12 protein-coding genes and 2 pseudogenes are annotated in these 14,601 nt (G+C 65.1%); 11 read left to right on the plus strand and 3 right to left on the minus strand.

Annotated elements, in window-relative coordinates:
- From V5F75_RS18750 to V5F75_RS18795, 10 genes are all read left to right on the plus strand, one after another.
- The gene (locus V5F75_RS18750) at positions 1-1,092 is read left to right on the plus strand and encodes an ABC transporter ATP-binding protein (RefSeq protein ID WP_394037890.1); all 1,092 of its coding nucleotides are present in this window, start codon (positions 1-3) and stop codon (positions 1,090-1,092) included.
- The gene (locus V5F75_RS18755) at positions 1,089-2,075 is read left to right on the plus strand and encodes an ABC transporter ATP-binding protein (RefSeq protein WP_394037878.1); all 987 of its coding nucleotides are present in this window, start codon (positions 1,089-1,091) and stop codon (positions 2,073-2,075) included. Before V5F75_RS18750 ends, V5F75_RS18755 begins: the two co-directional genes overlap by 4 nt.
- Positions 2,072-2,782: a GntR family transcriptional regulator gene (locus tag V5F75_RS18760; protein WP_394037876.1), complete on the plus strand. Its 711-nt coding sequence runs from the start codon at positions 2,072-2,074 to the stop codon at positions 2,780-2,782. The genes V5F75_RS18755 and V5F75_RS18760 overlap by 4 nt, the downstream gene beginning before the upstream one ends.
- Before the next feature lie 137 nt (positions 2,783-2,919).
- Positions 2,920-4,509, plus strand: a complete 1,590-nt coding sequence (locus tag V5F75_RS18765) for a gamma-glutamyltransferase family protein (RefSeq protein WP_394037874.1) — start codon at positions 2,920-2,922, stop codon at positions 4,507-4,509.
- Between the two features lie 286 nt (positions 4,510-4,795).
- Complete coding sequence (locus V5F75_RS18770; protein ID WP_394037872.1) at positions 4,796-5,842, plus strand: bile acid:sodium symporter family protein; 1,047 nt, start codon at positions 4,796-4,798, stop codon at positions 5,840-5,842.
- Between the two features lie 303 nt (positions 5,843-6,145).
- The gene (locus V5F75_RS18775; RefSeq protein WP_394037870.1) at positions 6,146-6,541 is read left to right on the plus strand and encodes an ArsR/SmtB family transcription factor; all 396 of its coding nucleotides are present in this window, start codon (positions 6,146-6,148) and stop codon (positions 6,539-6,541) included.
- 9 nt (positions 6,542-6,550) lie between these two features.
- The gene (gene arsC / locus V5F75_RS18780) at positions 6,551-6,973 is read left to right on the plus strand and encodes an arsenate reductase (glutaredoxin) (RefSeq protein WP_394037868.1); all 423 of its coding nucleotides are present in this window, start codon (positions 6,551-6,553) and stop codon (positions 6,971-6,973) included.
- A gap of 17 nt (positions 6,974-6,990) precedes the next feature.
- Positions 6,991-8,058, plus strand: a complete 1,068-nt coding sequence (gene arsB, locus V5F75_RS18785) for an ACR3 family arsenite efflux transporter (protein ID WP_394037866.1) — start codon at positions 6,991-6,993, stop codon at positions 8,056-8,058.
- Positions 8,059-8,361: 303 nt separating this feature from the next.
- Complete coding sequence (locus tag V5F75_RS18790; RefSeq protein ID WP_394037864.1) at positions 8,362-8,625, plus strand: YjhX family toxin; 264 nt, start codon at positions 8,362-8,364, stop codon at positions 8,623-8,625.
- A gap of 1 nt (position 8,626) precedes the next feature.
- On the plus strand, positions 8,627-9,127 hold the full coding sequence (locus V5F75_RS18795) for a GNAT family N-acetyltransferase (RefSeq protein WP_394037862.1): 501 nt from the start codon (positions 8,627-8,629) through the stop codon (positions 9,125-9,127).
- A 54-nt stretch (positions 9,128-9,181) separates the two neighbouring features.
- Here the strand turns inward: V5F75_RS18795 and V5F75_RS18800 are convergent.
- Positions 9,182-9,664: pseudogene (locus V5F75_RS18800) on the minus strand (transposase); the annotation flags it as partial.
- 223 nt (positions 9,665-9,887) lie between these two features.
- Here V5F75_RS18800 and V5F75_RS18805 point away from each other — a divergent pair.
- Positions 9,888-10,656: pseudogene (locus V5F75_RS18805) on the plus strand (IS5 family transposase).
- A gap of 947 nt (positions 10,657-11,603) precedes the next feature.
- Here V5F75_RS18805 and V5F75_RS18810 read toward each other — a convergent pair.
- Both V5F75_RS18810 and V5F75_RS18815 read right to left on the minus strand, forming a co-directional pair.
- The gene (locus V5F75_RS18810) at positions 11,604-13,433 is read right to left on the minus strand and encodes a TniQ family protein (RefSeq protein ID WP_394037860.1); all 1,830 of its coding nucleotides are present in this window, start codon (positions 13,431-13,433) and stop codon (positions 11,604-11,606) included.
- On the minus strand, positions 13,433-14,530 hold the full coding sequence (locus tag V5F75_RS18815) for an ATP-binding protein (protein ID WP_394037858.1): 1,098 nt from the start codon (positions 14,528-14,530) through the stop codon (positions 13,433-13,435). Before V5F75_RS18815 ends, V5F75_RS18810 begins: the two co-directional genes overlap by 1 nt.
- Positions 14,531-14,601: the final 71 nt, after the last annotated feature.

Consider the following 14,601-nt stretch of genomic DNA (forward strand, 5'->3'; position numbering starts at 1 on the left):
ATGCAGCCTCACACGCCCCAGGCGCCCGTCGCCGCGCAGCCGCAGCCCGCATTCGCGAACGAGGATCGCGGCGGACCGGCCCAGCCCCTGCTGATCGTGGAAGGGCTTACCAAGCACTTCCCCGTGCGCGGCGGCTTCCTCTCCCGCGAGAAGCGGGTGGTGCATGCCGTGGATGGCGTCAGCTTTTCCGTCCCCAAGGGCAAGACCCTTGGCATCGTGGGGGAATCCGGCTGCGGCAAGTCCACCACCGCCCGCCTCATCGCCCATCTCATGAAGGCCGACAGCGGCGAGATGATCTTCGACGGCGAGTCGCTGGCGGACTTTCGCAAGATCAGCCACAAGGAATTCCGGCGCAGCCTGCAGATGGTGTTTCAGGATTCCTTCGCCTCTCTCAACCCGCGCCTGACCATCGCCGAGACCATCGCCTTCGGGCCGCGCGTGCATGGCATGGGGGCGGCACAGGCCATGAAGCTGGCGCGGGACCTGCTGGCCCGCACCGGCATGGAGCCCGGCCAGTTCGCGAGCCGCTATCCGCATGAGCTGTCCGGCGGCCAGCGCCAGCGCATCAATATCGCCCGCGCCCTGGCCTTCGACCCGCGCCTCGTCATCCTGGATGAATCCGTCGCCGCGCTCGACAAATCCGTGCAGGCGCAGGTGCTGAACCTGCTGCAGGAGCTGAAAGCCGAGCGCAACCTCACCTATCTGTTCATCTCCCACGACCTGCACGTGGTGCATTACATCTCCGATCTGGTGATGGTGATGTACCTGGGGCAGGTGGTGGAATCCGGCCCGGTGGAACGCATCTACAGCCACGCCGCGCACCCCTATACGCGCGCCCTGCTCTCCGCGGTGCCCTCCATGGACCCGGATCACCGCACCGAGGCCCCGCCCCTGAGCGGCGATCCGCCCAACCCCATCAATCCGCCCAGCGGCTGCCGCTTCCGCGACCGCTGCGCCTTCGCGGAAGAGGTGTGCGCCGCCCGTGCCCCCGCCCTGATGCAGGTGGGGAATGACGGCGAGCACCGCGCCGCCTGCCACATGAACGATCCCGCCTCCGGCCACGGCGCCGCTTCGGGGAGACTGTCCGCATGAACGCGCCGCTGCTGTCCATTCAGGATCTCACCGTGCGCTTCGAGGGCGCACGCACCGCGAGCGCCCTCAACAGCGTGAACATCGAGCTGGGCAAGGGCGAGGTGCTGTGCCTGCTGGGCGAGTCCGGCTCAGGCAAGAGCGTCACCCTGCGCACCCTGCTGCGCCTGCACCCGGAAAAGCGCACCCGCATCAATGGCCGCATCACCATGGATGGCCATGATGTGCTGGCCCTGCGCGGAAAGGCGCTGGAGCAGTATCGCGGCGGCAAGGTCTCCATGATCTTCCAGGAGCCGGGGCTCGCATTCGATCCGGTCTACACCATCGGCAGCCAGATCGGCGAGGCGGTGCGGGCGCATGAGAAGATCTCCGCCGAAGCCGCGCGCGAGCGGGCCTTGCAGATGCTGGAGCATGTGCAGATTCCCCAGGCGCGCCAGCGTCTCGATGCCTATCCGCACGAGCTTTCCGGCGGCATGCGCCAGCGCGCCATGATCGCGCTCGCCCTCTCCTGCCGCCCGCAGCTGCTGCTGGCGGATGAGCCCACCACCGCGCTCGATGCCACCGTGCAGATCCAGGTGCTTCTGCTGCTGCGGCAATTGCAGCGGGAAACCGGCATGTCGATGATCTTCGTCACCCACGACATCGCCGCCGCTGTCGAGGTCGCGGACCGCGTTGCCGTCATGTACGCCGGGCGCATCGTGGAGGAAGGGCCGGTGCGCGATATCGTGCGCACGCCCCGCCACCCCTACACGCGCGGCCTGCTGGCGGCCACCGTGGGCCCGGAGGATCGCGGCCGGCCGCTGGCCGCCATTCCCGGTTCCCCACCTGATCTCGCCCGCCTGCCCGCCGGCTGCTCCTTCGCACCGCGCTGCGCGCTGGCCGACGAGCGCTGCCGCAGCCAGGTGCCGCCGCGCACCCCGACCGCGCAGGGCACCGTGAGCTGCTGGCAGACGGCGCAGGAGCTCAAGACGGAGGCAACGCCATGAGCGCCCCGCGTTCCCGGCCCGGCCGCAACCGCGGCAACCTTGCCGATGAGGTGAGCCAGTGCATCGCGGATGAGATCGTCATCGGCCAGCTCGAACCCGGCACGCGGCTCGATGAGGTCTCGCTGGCCGAGCGCTACCAGGTCTCGCGCACGCCCATTCGCGAAGCGCTGAAGAAGCTCTCCAGCATGGGGCTGGTGGAGACGCGGCCCAATCGCGGGTCCATTGTCACCAGCCTCTCCATCACGCAGCTCGACATGGCCTTCGAGGCCATCGGCGAGCTGGAGGCGGCATGCGCGCGCCATGCCGCCGTGCGCATGAGCGCGGATGAGCTGAAAGAGCTGGCCGCCATTCACGATGCCAACAGGGCAGCCCTGCAGGCCGGCGACATCGACCAGTATGACGAGGCCAACCGCGCCTTTCACAACAGCATTCTGCAGGGCTGCCACAACAGCATACTGATTGAACAGATCACCAGCCTGCACAACCGCGTGGCGCCATTCCGCCGGTCGCAATTCCGCAATCTGGAGCGCATGGGCGCCTCTTTCGAGGAACATTGCGCCATTGTCGACGCCATCCTGAAACACGATGGCAGCACGGCCTATCGCGAGATGCGCGCCCACCTCCTGGCCGCCCGCAACGCCGCCACACTCACATCTGCCGCCTGGACCGCGCCCGTACCTGGAAAGATGAACGCCAGCGCATGGTGACGCCAGAGCTCAGTTCCATTTCATTGTGCAAGAGAAAACCTCCACGAGTTGAGTGGCTGGACTTTCCCCGCACAGACTGACCCCCACGTCGCTCGAACATGCCTGGGTCAAAGAAGATATTGGGTGAAAGAACACAGATGAACCCGATCCTCGGCACAAACGGGGCCGTTGTCGCGCCCCATGCTCTCGCGTCACAGGCCGGCCTCGACATTCTGCGCGAAGGGGGCAACGCCATCGAGGCCACCATCGCGGTGGCGGCGACGCTGGCGGTGGTCTATCCGCACATGACCGGCATCGGTGGCGACGGCTTCTGGCTGCTGCATGCGCCCGGCGCGCCGGTGCAGGCCATCGATGGCTGCGGGGCGGCCGGCGCGCACGCCACGCCCGCGCTTTACGAGGGGCACGGCACCATTCCCTGGCGTGGCCCGCTGGCGGCCTGCACGGTGGCGGGCACCATTTCCGGCTGGGGGCGGGCCTATGAGCACAGCCGCGGCGTCTGGGGCGGCAGGCTGCCCTTCTCCCGCCTGCTGGAAAGCGCCATCCATTATGCCCGCGCCGGCTTCCCCGTCACCCGCAGCCAGGAGGCCAACACCCGCGCCAAGCGCGCCGAGCTGGAACCGCAGCCGGGCTTTGCCGAAGCCTTCCTGCCCCGCGGCGACGTGCCGGCCTATGGCACGCGCCACAATCTGCCCGCCCTTGCCGTCACGCTGGAGCAACTGGCCCGCGCCGGCGCGCAGGATTTCTACACCGGAGACCTCGCGCGCAGCATCGGCGCGGATCTGGAAGCGGTGGGCAGCCCCGTCACGCAGGCAGACCTGAACGCGCACCGCGCCGTGCTGAAGCCGGCGCTGGAACGGGAGATCAGCGCCGGGCGGATCTTCAACATGCCGCCGCCCACGCAGGGGCTCGCCTCCCTGCTCATCCTGTCCATTTATGATCGCATCCGCCAGCCGGGATGGACGCCCGACACGGCCGCCGGCATCCACGCGCTGGTGGAAGCCACCAAGCAGGCCTTCGTGCTGCGCGACCACCATATCGGCGACCCCGCCCTGATGGAGATAGACGCGGCCCACCTGCTGGATGACGCGACCATCGCCGCCTGTGCCGCCGCCATTCCGCTGCAACAGGCCAGCCCCTGGCCAGCTCCGGTTTCCGATGGCGACACCACTTGGATGGGCGCCATCGACCGCGACGGGCGCGCGGTGAGCATGATCCAGAGCATCTATTTCGAGTTTGGCTCCGGGGTGGTGCTGCCGAAAACCGGCATCGTCTGGCAGAACCGCGGCTGCGCGTTCGATCTGGCGCCGGGCCGACTGCGCACGCTCGCGCCCGGGCGCAAGCCTTTCCATACGCTGAACCCGGCCATGGCGCGGCTGAAGGATGGGCGGCTGCTCGTCTACGGCACCATGGGCGGGGAAGGCCAGCCCCAGACCCAGGCGGCCGTGTTCTCGCGCTATGTCTGGGGCGGGCACGATATCCGCGCCGCGGTGGCGGCCCCGCGCTGGCTTCTGGGCCGCACATGGGCGGAGGCCAGCACCAGCCTGAAGCTGGAAGCGCGCTACCCGGACGATATCATCGAAACCCTGCGCGCCATGGGCCACCCGGTGGAGGTGGCGGCGGAGTTCGACGAGCGCATGGGCCACGCCGGCGCGCTGGTGCTGCACCCCGATGGCTGGATCGAGGGCGGCGAAGATCCGCGCAGCGATGGCAGCGTCGCGGCATGGTGATGCCATGCAATACCCGATGGAATCAGCCTCCGGTGAAGTCCAAACCAACCGAAAATACATAACATTACATTCGGAAGGCCGGGCTTCATTGAAGAATGACCGGACATGGCCATGCCTAGTGCAGACGCTCCCGCGCCACACCGGCCATGCCATCGACTGAACCCCGCGGGCCGGATTTCCGGCCCGTCACCCCAGGCAGCCGGCAGGCTGCATGCCCCGAGCCAGAGAAACACGGCCCTGGAGGGCGCAAGCCCGGCTGTTTTCTCTGCCAAGTGTTTTGAGCATCATGCTGGCGCGCACCAAGATCGATCCGTTTCTGCTGTCCCTCGTCATTGTCGTGGTGCTGGCGCTGCTGTGGCCGGCTCCGGGCGTGACAGGCGGCCCGCTCCATGCCGACAAGGCCGCCAACTGGGGCATCGCCATCGTCTTCTTCCTCTATGGCATCTCCCTGCCCACGAAGAAGCTCATTCAGAGCGCAACCCGGTGGAAGCTGCACCTGCTGGTGCAGATCGCCACCTTCGTGGTGTTTCCGCTCGTGGTGGTGCTCGCCATGCCTTTGCTGCGGAACATCTTTCCAGAGGATGTGACGACGGGGTTCTTCTTCCTCGCCGCCCTCCCCTCCACCGTGTCATCATCGGTGGCCATGACCTCGCTGGCGCGGGGAAACGTGCCGGTGGCCATCTTCAATGCCTCCGTTTCCAGCCTCATCGGCGTCTTCGTCACGCCGCTGCTCATGGCCTGGTATCTCCACTCGACAGGCGAAGGGCTGGCGCTCGCAGATGTCATTCTCAAGCTGGTGATGATCGTCATCGTGCCGCTGGTGATTGGCCAGCTGCTGCGTCCCCCGCTGCTGAAGGTCGTGGAAAAGCACCGTGTCATCGTCAAGATCGCAGACCGGGCGGTGATCCTCGCCATTGTCTACAATGCCTTCTGCGACAGCGTGGCCGCGGGCCTTTGGAGCGACCGCAGCCCCGCGCTTCTGGTGGAAATCGCGGTGGGCTCGGCTTTGCTGTTCGCGGGAGTGTATCTGCTCATGCTGCTGGTGTGCCGCATTGCCGGGTTCGACCGGGCGGATACCGTGGCGGTGACCTTCTGCGGTTCCAAGAAGTCCCTGGCCACGGGCCTGCCCATGGCCACCGTGATGTTCAGCACACTGCCGCAGATGTCCCTGATCATCACGCCGATCATGATCTACCACTTTCTCCAGCTCATCATCGTGAGCTTTCTGGCCGGCCGCCATGCCTCCCATGCCGCACGACTGGAAGCGCTGGAAAAGGAGATGGAGAATGAAGCGACCCTGCTGGCAGAGCGGGAGGGCGAAACCTCCTGCTGAAGACCGCACGATGTAAAGCTCAGGACGAAATTATACATCCCATGCACTTCGGGCAGTCACTTCAAACCGAGAAGACTGCCTGAAGACGCTGGAATGAGGCGGTTCAGCATCGCCCGCCGGATCGCCGCCGTCGGCCTGACGCACCCGCGCGGAACCCGGCCCATGGCGCATCCCTCCGCTCCCGCGAAAGGAGCGCGCCGCCCAAACCCTGGATCAGGCACCCCAGGCCCATCCGGAGGGTTGATCTCCCGTTCGTGCCGGCGTATCAACTTCATATCTCAATATCAGTTGATATATTGACCGATGGACGAAGCCCAAGCCCTCACGGCCTTCACCGCACTCTCCCAGGAGACGCGGCTGCGCATCGTGCGCCTTCTGGTGCAGGCCGGCCCCGAAGGCATGCCTGCCGGCGCCATCGGCGCCGCCATGGAAGGCGCCTCCTCATCGCGCATGTCCTTCCACCTGAGCCACCTGGAGCACGCCGGGCTGGTTCAGTCGCGCCGCGAAGGCCGCTCCATCATCTACAGCGCCGCCCTGCCCGCGCTCTCCGCTCTCATCGCCTTCCTCATGCGCGACTGCTGCAACGGGCATCCCGAGGTGTGCGCGCCCGCCGTCGCGGCCCTGTCCTGCACCTGTGAGCCGAACAAGGGGAACGGCAACTTGAATGGCGCGACCGCGCCCCGCCCCGATGCAGCCTGAGGAACCGCCATGGACGTCATCATCTACCACAACCCCGATTGCGGCACCTCGCGCAACACCTTGGCCATGATCCGCAACGCCGGCATCGAGCCCCATGTCATCGAGTATCTGAAAACGCCGCCATCGCGCGCGCTGCTCCAGCAGCTCATCGCCCGCGCCGGCCTCTCGGCGCGGGATGTGCTGCGAGAGAAGGGAACGCCCTATGCCGAACTCGGCCTCGGCGACCCGGCCCTCTCCGACGATGCGCTGCTGGACGCCATGATGGCCCATCCCATCCTCATCAACCGGCCCATCGTGGTTTCGCCCGCAGGCGTGCGCCTGTGCCGCCCGTCCGAGTTGGTGCTGGACCTGCTGCCGCCCCAGCGGGGCGCCTTCACCAAGGAGGACGGCGCGCGGGTGGTGGACGAGGCCGGCCGTCGCATCGCCGGCTGAACCCGAGGAGAACCCGCATGTCCTTGTTCGAACGGTATCTCACCGTGTGGGTCGGCCTGTGCATCGTCGCGGGCGTGCTGCTCGGCCATCTGGCGCCGGCGGTGTTCCATGCCATCGGCGCCATCGAGGTGGCGCAGGTGAACCTGCCGGTGGCGGTGCTGATCTGGCTGATGATCGTGCCCATGCTGCTGAAGATCGACTTCGCAGCCCTCGGCGAGGTGAGCAAGCACTGGCGGGGCATCGGCGTGACCCTGCTGGTGAACTGGGCGGTGAAGCCCTTTTCCATGGCGCTCCTGGGCTGGCTGTTCATCGGCTGGCTGTTCCGCCCGTTGCTGCCCGCCGACCAGATCGACAGCTATATCGCCGGCCTCATCATTCTCGCGGCGGCGCCGTGCACCGCCATGGTCTTCGTCTGGTCGAACCTGACGAAGGGCGAGCCACACTTCACCCTGTCGCAGGTGGCGCTGAACGACGCCATCATGGTGGTGGCCTTCGCCCCCATCGTCGCCCTGCTCCTCGGCCTTTCCGCCATCACCGTGCCATGGGGCACGCTGGTGCTCTCGGTGGTGCTCTACATCGTCGTTCCGGTGATCGCCGCGCAATTGCTGCGCCGCCGGCTGCTGGCGGTGGGCGGGCCGGGCTCTCTGAACCGGCTCCTGGCCAGGCTCGGCCCCCTCTCGCTGGCGGCGCTGCTGGCGACGCTGGTGCTGCTGTTCGGCTTCCAGGGCGAAGCCATCATCGCCCAGCCTCTGGTGATCGCGCTGCTGGCGGTGCCGATCCTCCTGCAGGTCTATTTCAACGCCGGCCTCGCCTACGCGCTGAACCGGATCGCCGGAGAGGCGCATTGCGTCGCCGGCCCCTCCGCCCTCATCGGAGCCTCGAACTTCTTCGAGCTGGCAGTGGCGGCGGCCATCTCCCTGTTCGGCTTCGCCTCCGGCGCGGCGCTCGCCACCGTCGTCGGCGTGCTGATCGAGGTGCCCGTCATGCTGTCCGTCGTCTGGATCGTGAACCGTTCCAAGGGCTGGTATGAAAGCGGAGCCGTCACCCGCGACACGGCGAGGAACGTTCCCTGCGCGAAACCCTGAACCGCGCCGCGCTTGCCCGCCGCGATAGTCAGCCGGTGCCGGCAGCCATGGCACGGCGCGAAACTGGCAATTGAAGCGCCGCGCTGGCCGTTACCACCCGTCATTCCACGGGGTTGTTCCAAGGGCCCACGTTCCCTAGATTAGCGATCCGGGCGACGATGATGCGCATTGCCCGGCTGATGGAGACTGGATGTCGGAGCTTGTGTGACAGGGCTCTCTGAATCTCAGAGGGCCTCGTGAATTCAAAATCGCCCGGTGCATGTGCGCCGGGGCGCGTTTTCACGTCTGTCGTACGAGACCTCCATGAACATCTCGCAAAATGAACAACGTGCGCTGCACGTTCTGGCCCTTGGCGGCTGCATTCTCCACGCGCGCGGCGACGGGCCCAAGATCACATCCGTGACATGCTTCACACGCGGGGGGATGCTCCTGGTCGACTTCGACCTGAGTGTCTTCACCCGATTGCGGCGGAAGCGGCTGATCGAATCCCGGTCAGGCAGCCCGTATCGGATATCGAAACGCGGTCGCGCCACAGTCCGCGCGCAACTCGACAACCAGGGGGCATGACATGCTGATCCACGATGAAACGGCCAGCGACATCCCGGCGATCAGCCGACTTGTAACCGAAGCCCTCAGGATGCTCGCGCAATCCACCGGAACCGAGGCGCGCATCGTTGAAAAGCTGCGGGCAGAGGGTGCGCTGGCCCTCTCGCTCGTGGCCGAAGAGGGGGGCGAGACGATCGGCTATCTCGCCGCCTCACCGGCGCGGGTCGGAACGCAGGACAATTGGAGCCTGATCGGCCCCCTTGTCGTTTTGCCGTCGAGGCATCGCCAGGGGATCGGCACGGCCCTGATGGCCGAAGCCCTCCGCCGACTGCGGGCGACCAGCCGGGGCGCGGCGCTGGTGGGCGACCCCGCCTATTACGGCCGCTTCGGCTTTCGAGCCTTCCCCGGCCTGGGGGTGACCGGCTGCCCGCCCGAGGTGGTTCAGGCGTTACCGTTCGACGGCACGGCGCCGCGCGGAGAGCTGCTCCATCACCCGGCATTCGGCCTGAACCAGCAGGCATGAAGAAGGCCGGGCTATGCTTCCTCGAGAGGCACAGCCCAGCCGCTCATCGCGACGATCGAGCGACCAGCGCGCCTGGGGACGCGTCGGGGTCATCATGGGCGCTCGCGTCCCGATGGCCCCGTTGCGCTCACGCAGGGCCCCGTCGTCGCCCGACTTCGCCTGGCATCTCATCGTCATGCGGCAGAAGCCGGCGGCTTTACACGCTCGCCCTTCGCTCATCCCGCGACGCCCCACGAGATGCGCGACGGCTTTCCGCCTGGCTGCGGGCGTCACCACTTCTTTTTCCAAAAAGGTCCGTTTTCCCAAGTGATCCTTCAGTGCCACATTGTCGAGCGTGGCATCGGCCAGCACGCGCCTGAGCTTGGCATTCTCATCCTCCAGCGCCCGCAACCGTTTGGCCTCGGACACCTCCATGCCGTCGAAGCGCGCCTTCCATTTCTAGATGCTGGCGCGGCACAGCTCCGCCACCGGGATCCCGGCCTCATGCGCCTTCAGCATCGAGATAATCCGCTCTTCCGAAAAGCGGCTGCGCTTCATGTCCCGGCCCACGCAATGGCCAGAACAAACTTCAAGCTCGACGGCCTTCGCGGGGCACCGTCGGTAGCCTAGAATAGGTGGTTTCGATATCGGTCTCCGCTTAGCGTCGCAACAGGCCGCTGTGGACGGGTCGCTAGGTCCTGTTGACGAATATGATTCCCCTTTGGGCCGAGGAGTGATTCAACGTCGCTTTCGGAGGGCAGCGACGTTGATTCGAGACCTGATGAGCGACGAGGAATGGACGTTCTTCGAGCCGTTCGTGACGAGACGAGGCCCACACAGCGGCCGACGGGCTCAGGATCATCGTCGTGTGCTCGACGGCGTCTTCTGGATCGCCCGCACCGGCGCGCAGTGGCGTGATCTGCCCGAGTTCTTCGGAAAGTGGTCGTCGGTCTACCGCCAGTTTCGCCGATGGACCCTCTCCGGGCTCTGGGATCTGCTGCTTGAGGTGTTGAACGACACCGAGGGCGTCGGCGAGACGGTCCAGATGATCGACAGGACCGTCATCCGGGCGCACCACTGCGCCGCCGGCGCAAGGGGGGGGGGACTCCGAGGCAGGGTCTCGGGCGCTCGCGAGGTGGGTTTTCGACCAAAATTCATCTCCGCACCAACGGCGCCGGTCTCCCCATAGCCGTCGACATCGCACCCGGCCAAGCCTCCGATTACACCGGCGCTCTGCCTCTCCTCGACGCCGGCGGGCCAGAGCCGAAGCTTCTTCTCGCCGATCGCGGCTACGATGCAGATGCCATTCGCACAGAGATGGAAGCGCGGGGCGTCACCCGATCATTCCGATGCGGCGAAGTCGGAAGGTCCAGTTGCCCGTAGACGACCATGTCTACACGCTCCGGAACCGGATCGAGCGTTGTTTCAACAGGTTGAAGAACTAGCGCCGTCTGGCGACCTGCTACGACAAGACCGCCGACAGCTACCTGGGCTTCGTCCTCATCGCCGCCGTCCGTCTATGGACGCGTACATTCGTCAACAGGACCTAGAACGAGGCAATGACAAAGTGCATTGCATGGGGGATGGATCGGTATGGGGCGCGAGGAGTTTGTCCAAAAATTCCTGACCGAGCTGCGAGAGGACAATGCCGCGGTATTCGTCGGGGCGGGCCTATGCCTGAGCCTCACGCCGAAGCTCGTTCAAACGCCTCGGCACAGCATCTACAAATTTCCCCTGAGCACGGCCTATGGGTCAATTGAGCCCGTGAAGGGTGAATGAGCTCAAATACGCGTAAATCCACACTGGTCGACGGCGCGCGATCTCGACGAGGCAGCCATCCCCGCCCTGCGCCTCAGATAAAACTGCGGGATGTAGTGGTTCTTCATGCACCGCTCGCCCGCGACATCCTCCCCTCAGTCGCAGGGCGAGGACGCTACCCCTTCCGAATCCGCTGAGAGCCTTGGGTGACCGCTCGCGCCCTGCGACGCGAAAAGGCCCGTTACCTTACCAGCTACGGGCCTTTTCCTTGTTCGAGTACCACTTCAGGCCTGTGAGCCAACCTTTGGCTGCCACTGCGCCAAACTATGGCGCAGATTGCTCAACCTTTGGATGCCTTCACAACAACAAGCGCCGCGAAAGTGGCGTTGTCACCCGGTCGTGAAACCGCAGATGGCACACTTCACGCAAACTTCGCTTCGGACCAAGCTCACCCCCTCGAAAAAAGGGGGTGAGCGAACTTCGTGCGACGTTTGAGCGAACTTTTGCGCCGTTGAGCGAGATTCAGTGACGCGTCAGGCTCACCCTGACGCGTCATTCATTCTCGCTCAGAACTAAAATAACTCATTGATTTGAAATGACTATTTTTGACTGCATTACCCTCGCTCGGCTTTACGTCACTGAAAGATCGCTCAGAATCCAACTCCGCCTAAGCGAGGGCAAAAGAAAACCCCCGGCCTTGGCAGGTCGGGGGTCGATGGGAAGCTCTAGCCTGTGGTGATTACGGAATGTCTGCGCGATCATAGAGCGTGAGGTGAAGGGCAGCCGGATCTCGGACCGGGACCACGCCAACCGTCGCGAGTTCGCGGCCCAGAGAACGAATGGCCTTCCGCCGCTCTTTCGCCAGCGCGTGGAGCGACACGTACTGACGCTGGAACTCCAGCAAGGCCTCCGGTTCGATAACCCGCTGCGCCTGCCGACGCACCGGGTTCTCAACCAATACGGTCGCGAGGAACCCCTCCTCGATAAGCCTCTTGACCGCGGAGGTCGACATTCCGAGCTCCCTTTCGGCCTCCCGAAGCGTCAGGGTTCCGTGCCTTCTGCCTACCACCAACGGGCGGACTTCGGCGGGATCAACGACCAGGCAGGCCAATCCTTCGAAGCCCTCGACCCTGGCGATGCGATCCAAACGACCTTCGATGACCAGCTTCGCAATCTCAGTCAGGGAGCAACAGGCACGCTTTGCTGCAACGGGCAGTGCGACGTACCCCGCAGGTGCTTCGGGCATGACCGGCCACGCCCCGAACAGGCGGCCCCGGAAGCCGTCGAGATCAGCACGCAGGAACCCGTGATTGCGCTCTCCGCGCGCGCCGGCGATCCAGGGGCTGACAAGACCGGCATCCACGAACAGCATGAGATGCGGCTTGGTCATTCCCAGATACCTGGCCGCAGCCGCGAGGCTGACCGACTCCGCAACGTCAGACAGCAGACGGTCGGCTGCCGCGGCGTCGAACACGACCCGATCATCGGGCAGCGCGTCGGACGCGGCAGCAATGAGTCCTGCGTCCATCAGGATCCTCCGGGTCGTCTTCGGATGGAGAGCATGCTCCTGCGACGCAGAGCGAACGGAATGGAGGTCCCTGCCCTGGATCTCACATCCGAACATCCGGTCGCCGGGCCCAATGGGTAACGTCTGACGCGCGTGAAGCCACATCAGGTCCCTTATCGGATTATAGGCAGGATCGTCCGTCTGGTGCGCGAGCCACTCATAGAGGTGCCCGAACAGCGGATGCGGGCCGCACCGCACCCGTCCTTCAGTAAAGGACGACTGGAGGCGATCCAGGAAGGCGAGGATGCGCTGCTCGCCACCGAGCAGGATATCAAAGCCAACAGCCTCGGTCTCCCAACGCGCATGGTCCTCAAGAGAATCTATTGCGACCCGGGGGCCAAGAACTTCTGCGCCACCCACCATGGCTGAAAGGCGCATCACCGCATGGAACGGGAGGGCATCGACCCAGGGCACCGGACGCGCAGTGCCCTCGAGGAGCTCCAGAAGATACGTCTCGAAGGCAGATACAGGCCTCCGCACCGCGGCTCTTGCGAGCGCGTCGATCCCGGGAATGGCTGCTGCCAGGACAAGCGACGTATCGTGCCTACGCGCCTTCAGGGAAGCCGAACCAAGCGCCATCAGCGCCATTCCGTGACGCGGGCAGGTCCTCACATACTCGATCAGCCAGGTGCTGCGCCGGTGCGGCCGCGCGGCCTCTCGAAACGCGTACTTTGCCAGATCCTCTTGTAGGCACGCAGGACATGCCCGCACCCTATCCCGCGGCAGGTTTTGCTGGATCACCTGGTGGCCCTTGTGCAGAAATCGCTTTTGCCCGTCGAGCCGGGTAAAGGCCTCCCTCGCAATGCCTTCCGCATCCACCCCAGCCAGCGCGGCAAGCCCGTCGACCGCAGGTCGCACTCCATCAACGAGGCCTCGACAATCAAGATCGAAGTCGCGACAAAAGCCCGAAAGGTCGTCTCGGCAGACGCGGGCGCTTAACCGTGATGCAAAATCCGACGGCATTTCCTTGTCACCGGGTTCAAGTGTCCAGGGGATGCTCATCAAAGCCCCCCCTTGTTGCGACGATCCTTCATGCGCACCCTCCCGCCCTTATTGCTTCGGCTGTTCGTGACCTCCTCAAACAAGGCTTCCTCGACCCGGATCGAAGCCCAATCGCGCGCGAGGAATGGATTGAGATCATCAGCGGGCTCGCCGGTGCGGGCGGTGTAGACATCGGCAAAATGGCCGAGGCACAGCGTGTCGTGAGATGCAGCGAGACATTCGCCAAACGCGTCCTGCACGAACTCGATCACGATGCCGAACTGGTGGAACGCGGCGTGCAGGAGCCGCCCGACGAAGTCGACGGTCAGGATCTGCTCGCAACAGATCGACGGACATTCCTTGCCGATCAACCTCACGATTTGCTTCACGTCCTCCCCATGATCGGCCAGAGACAGTGGATGGAACCGAAGCACACGGACGCGCCGTCGCATGGAGGGATCCGCCTGACAGAAACTGGCGAGCGCGGGCCCCCCAGACAGGATTAGCCACGTCGGCCAATCCGCCTCCTCCATCATCCGCTTCAGGGTGTTTTCCATCTCCTGAAGCATGCCAGCCGAGGAGAGCTCGTCACCATGCTGCCCCTCGTCGATGTGAATGATGCGGATCTGCTGCTCCTTGATGAGCGAACGGACAACCGGCCAGACCTTCGAATGGGGAATGTCCCTGTTGGCCGCGTACCCCAGCTTTCGGACGATCTCGTTGCCAAGCGCGCTCATGGTGAAGGGCGAGGGCGCAACGACAGACAGCAACGAGGAAGCCTGGATACCCTCCTCATAACCACTGAATTCGGGCCGCGTGCGGAAGGCGTGGCGCAACGTCCGCGACTTCCCTGCACCCGCTTCTCCAATCAGCACTAACGCGCGACCGCCGCGCACTGCCTCCTCAGGATGAGGCATGCCCGGCTGGCGACCCAGCTCAAGCGCCATCGTGTCGAACAGCCAGTCCAAATGCTCGTCCATGAGCCGCGTGAAGCGGTTGGGCACGTAGATGGAGAGCAAACGCGCCATCGCTTCGTTTACATGGCGACGCGCCTCGCTCTGGTTCGTCAGGAGGCGGCGAAAGAAGACGTCATCCTTGGTTTCCTGGGTCGCGTCCAATTTCAATCCTCCAGGAAGCTCTTGCCAACACCGCCCCGACGGCGCGTGTAGGGGACTTCTGCCGGTGCGGC

It is taken from the genome of Xanthobacter albus (genome assembly GCF_043194895.2).
In the GTDB taxonomy this organism is placed as follows: domain Bacteria; phylum Pseudomonadota; class Alphaproteobacteria; order Rhizobiales; family Xanthobacteraceae; genus Xanthobacter.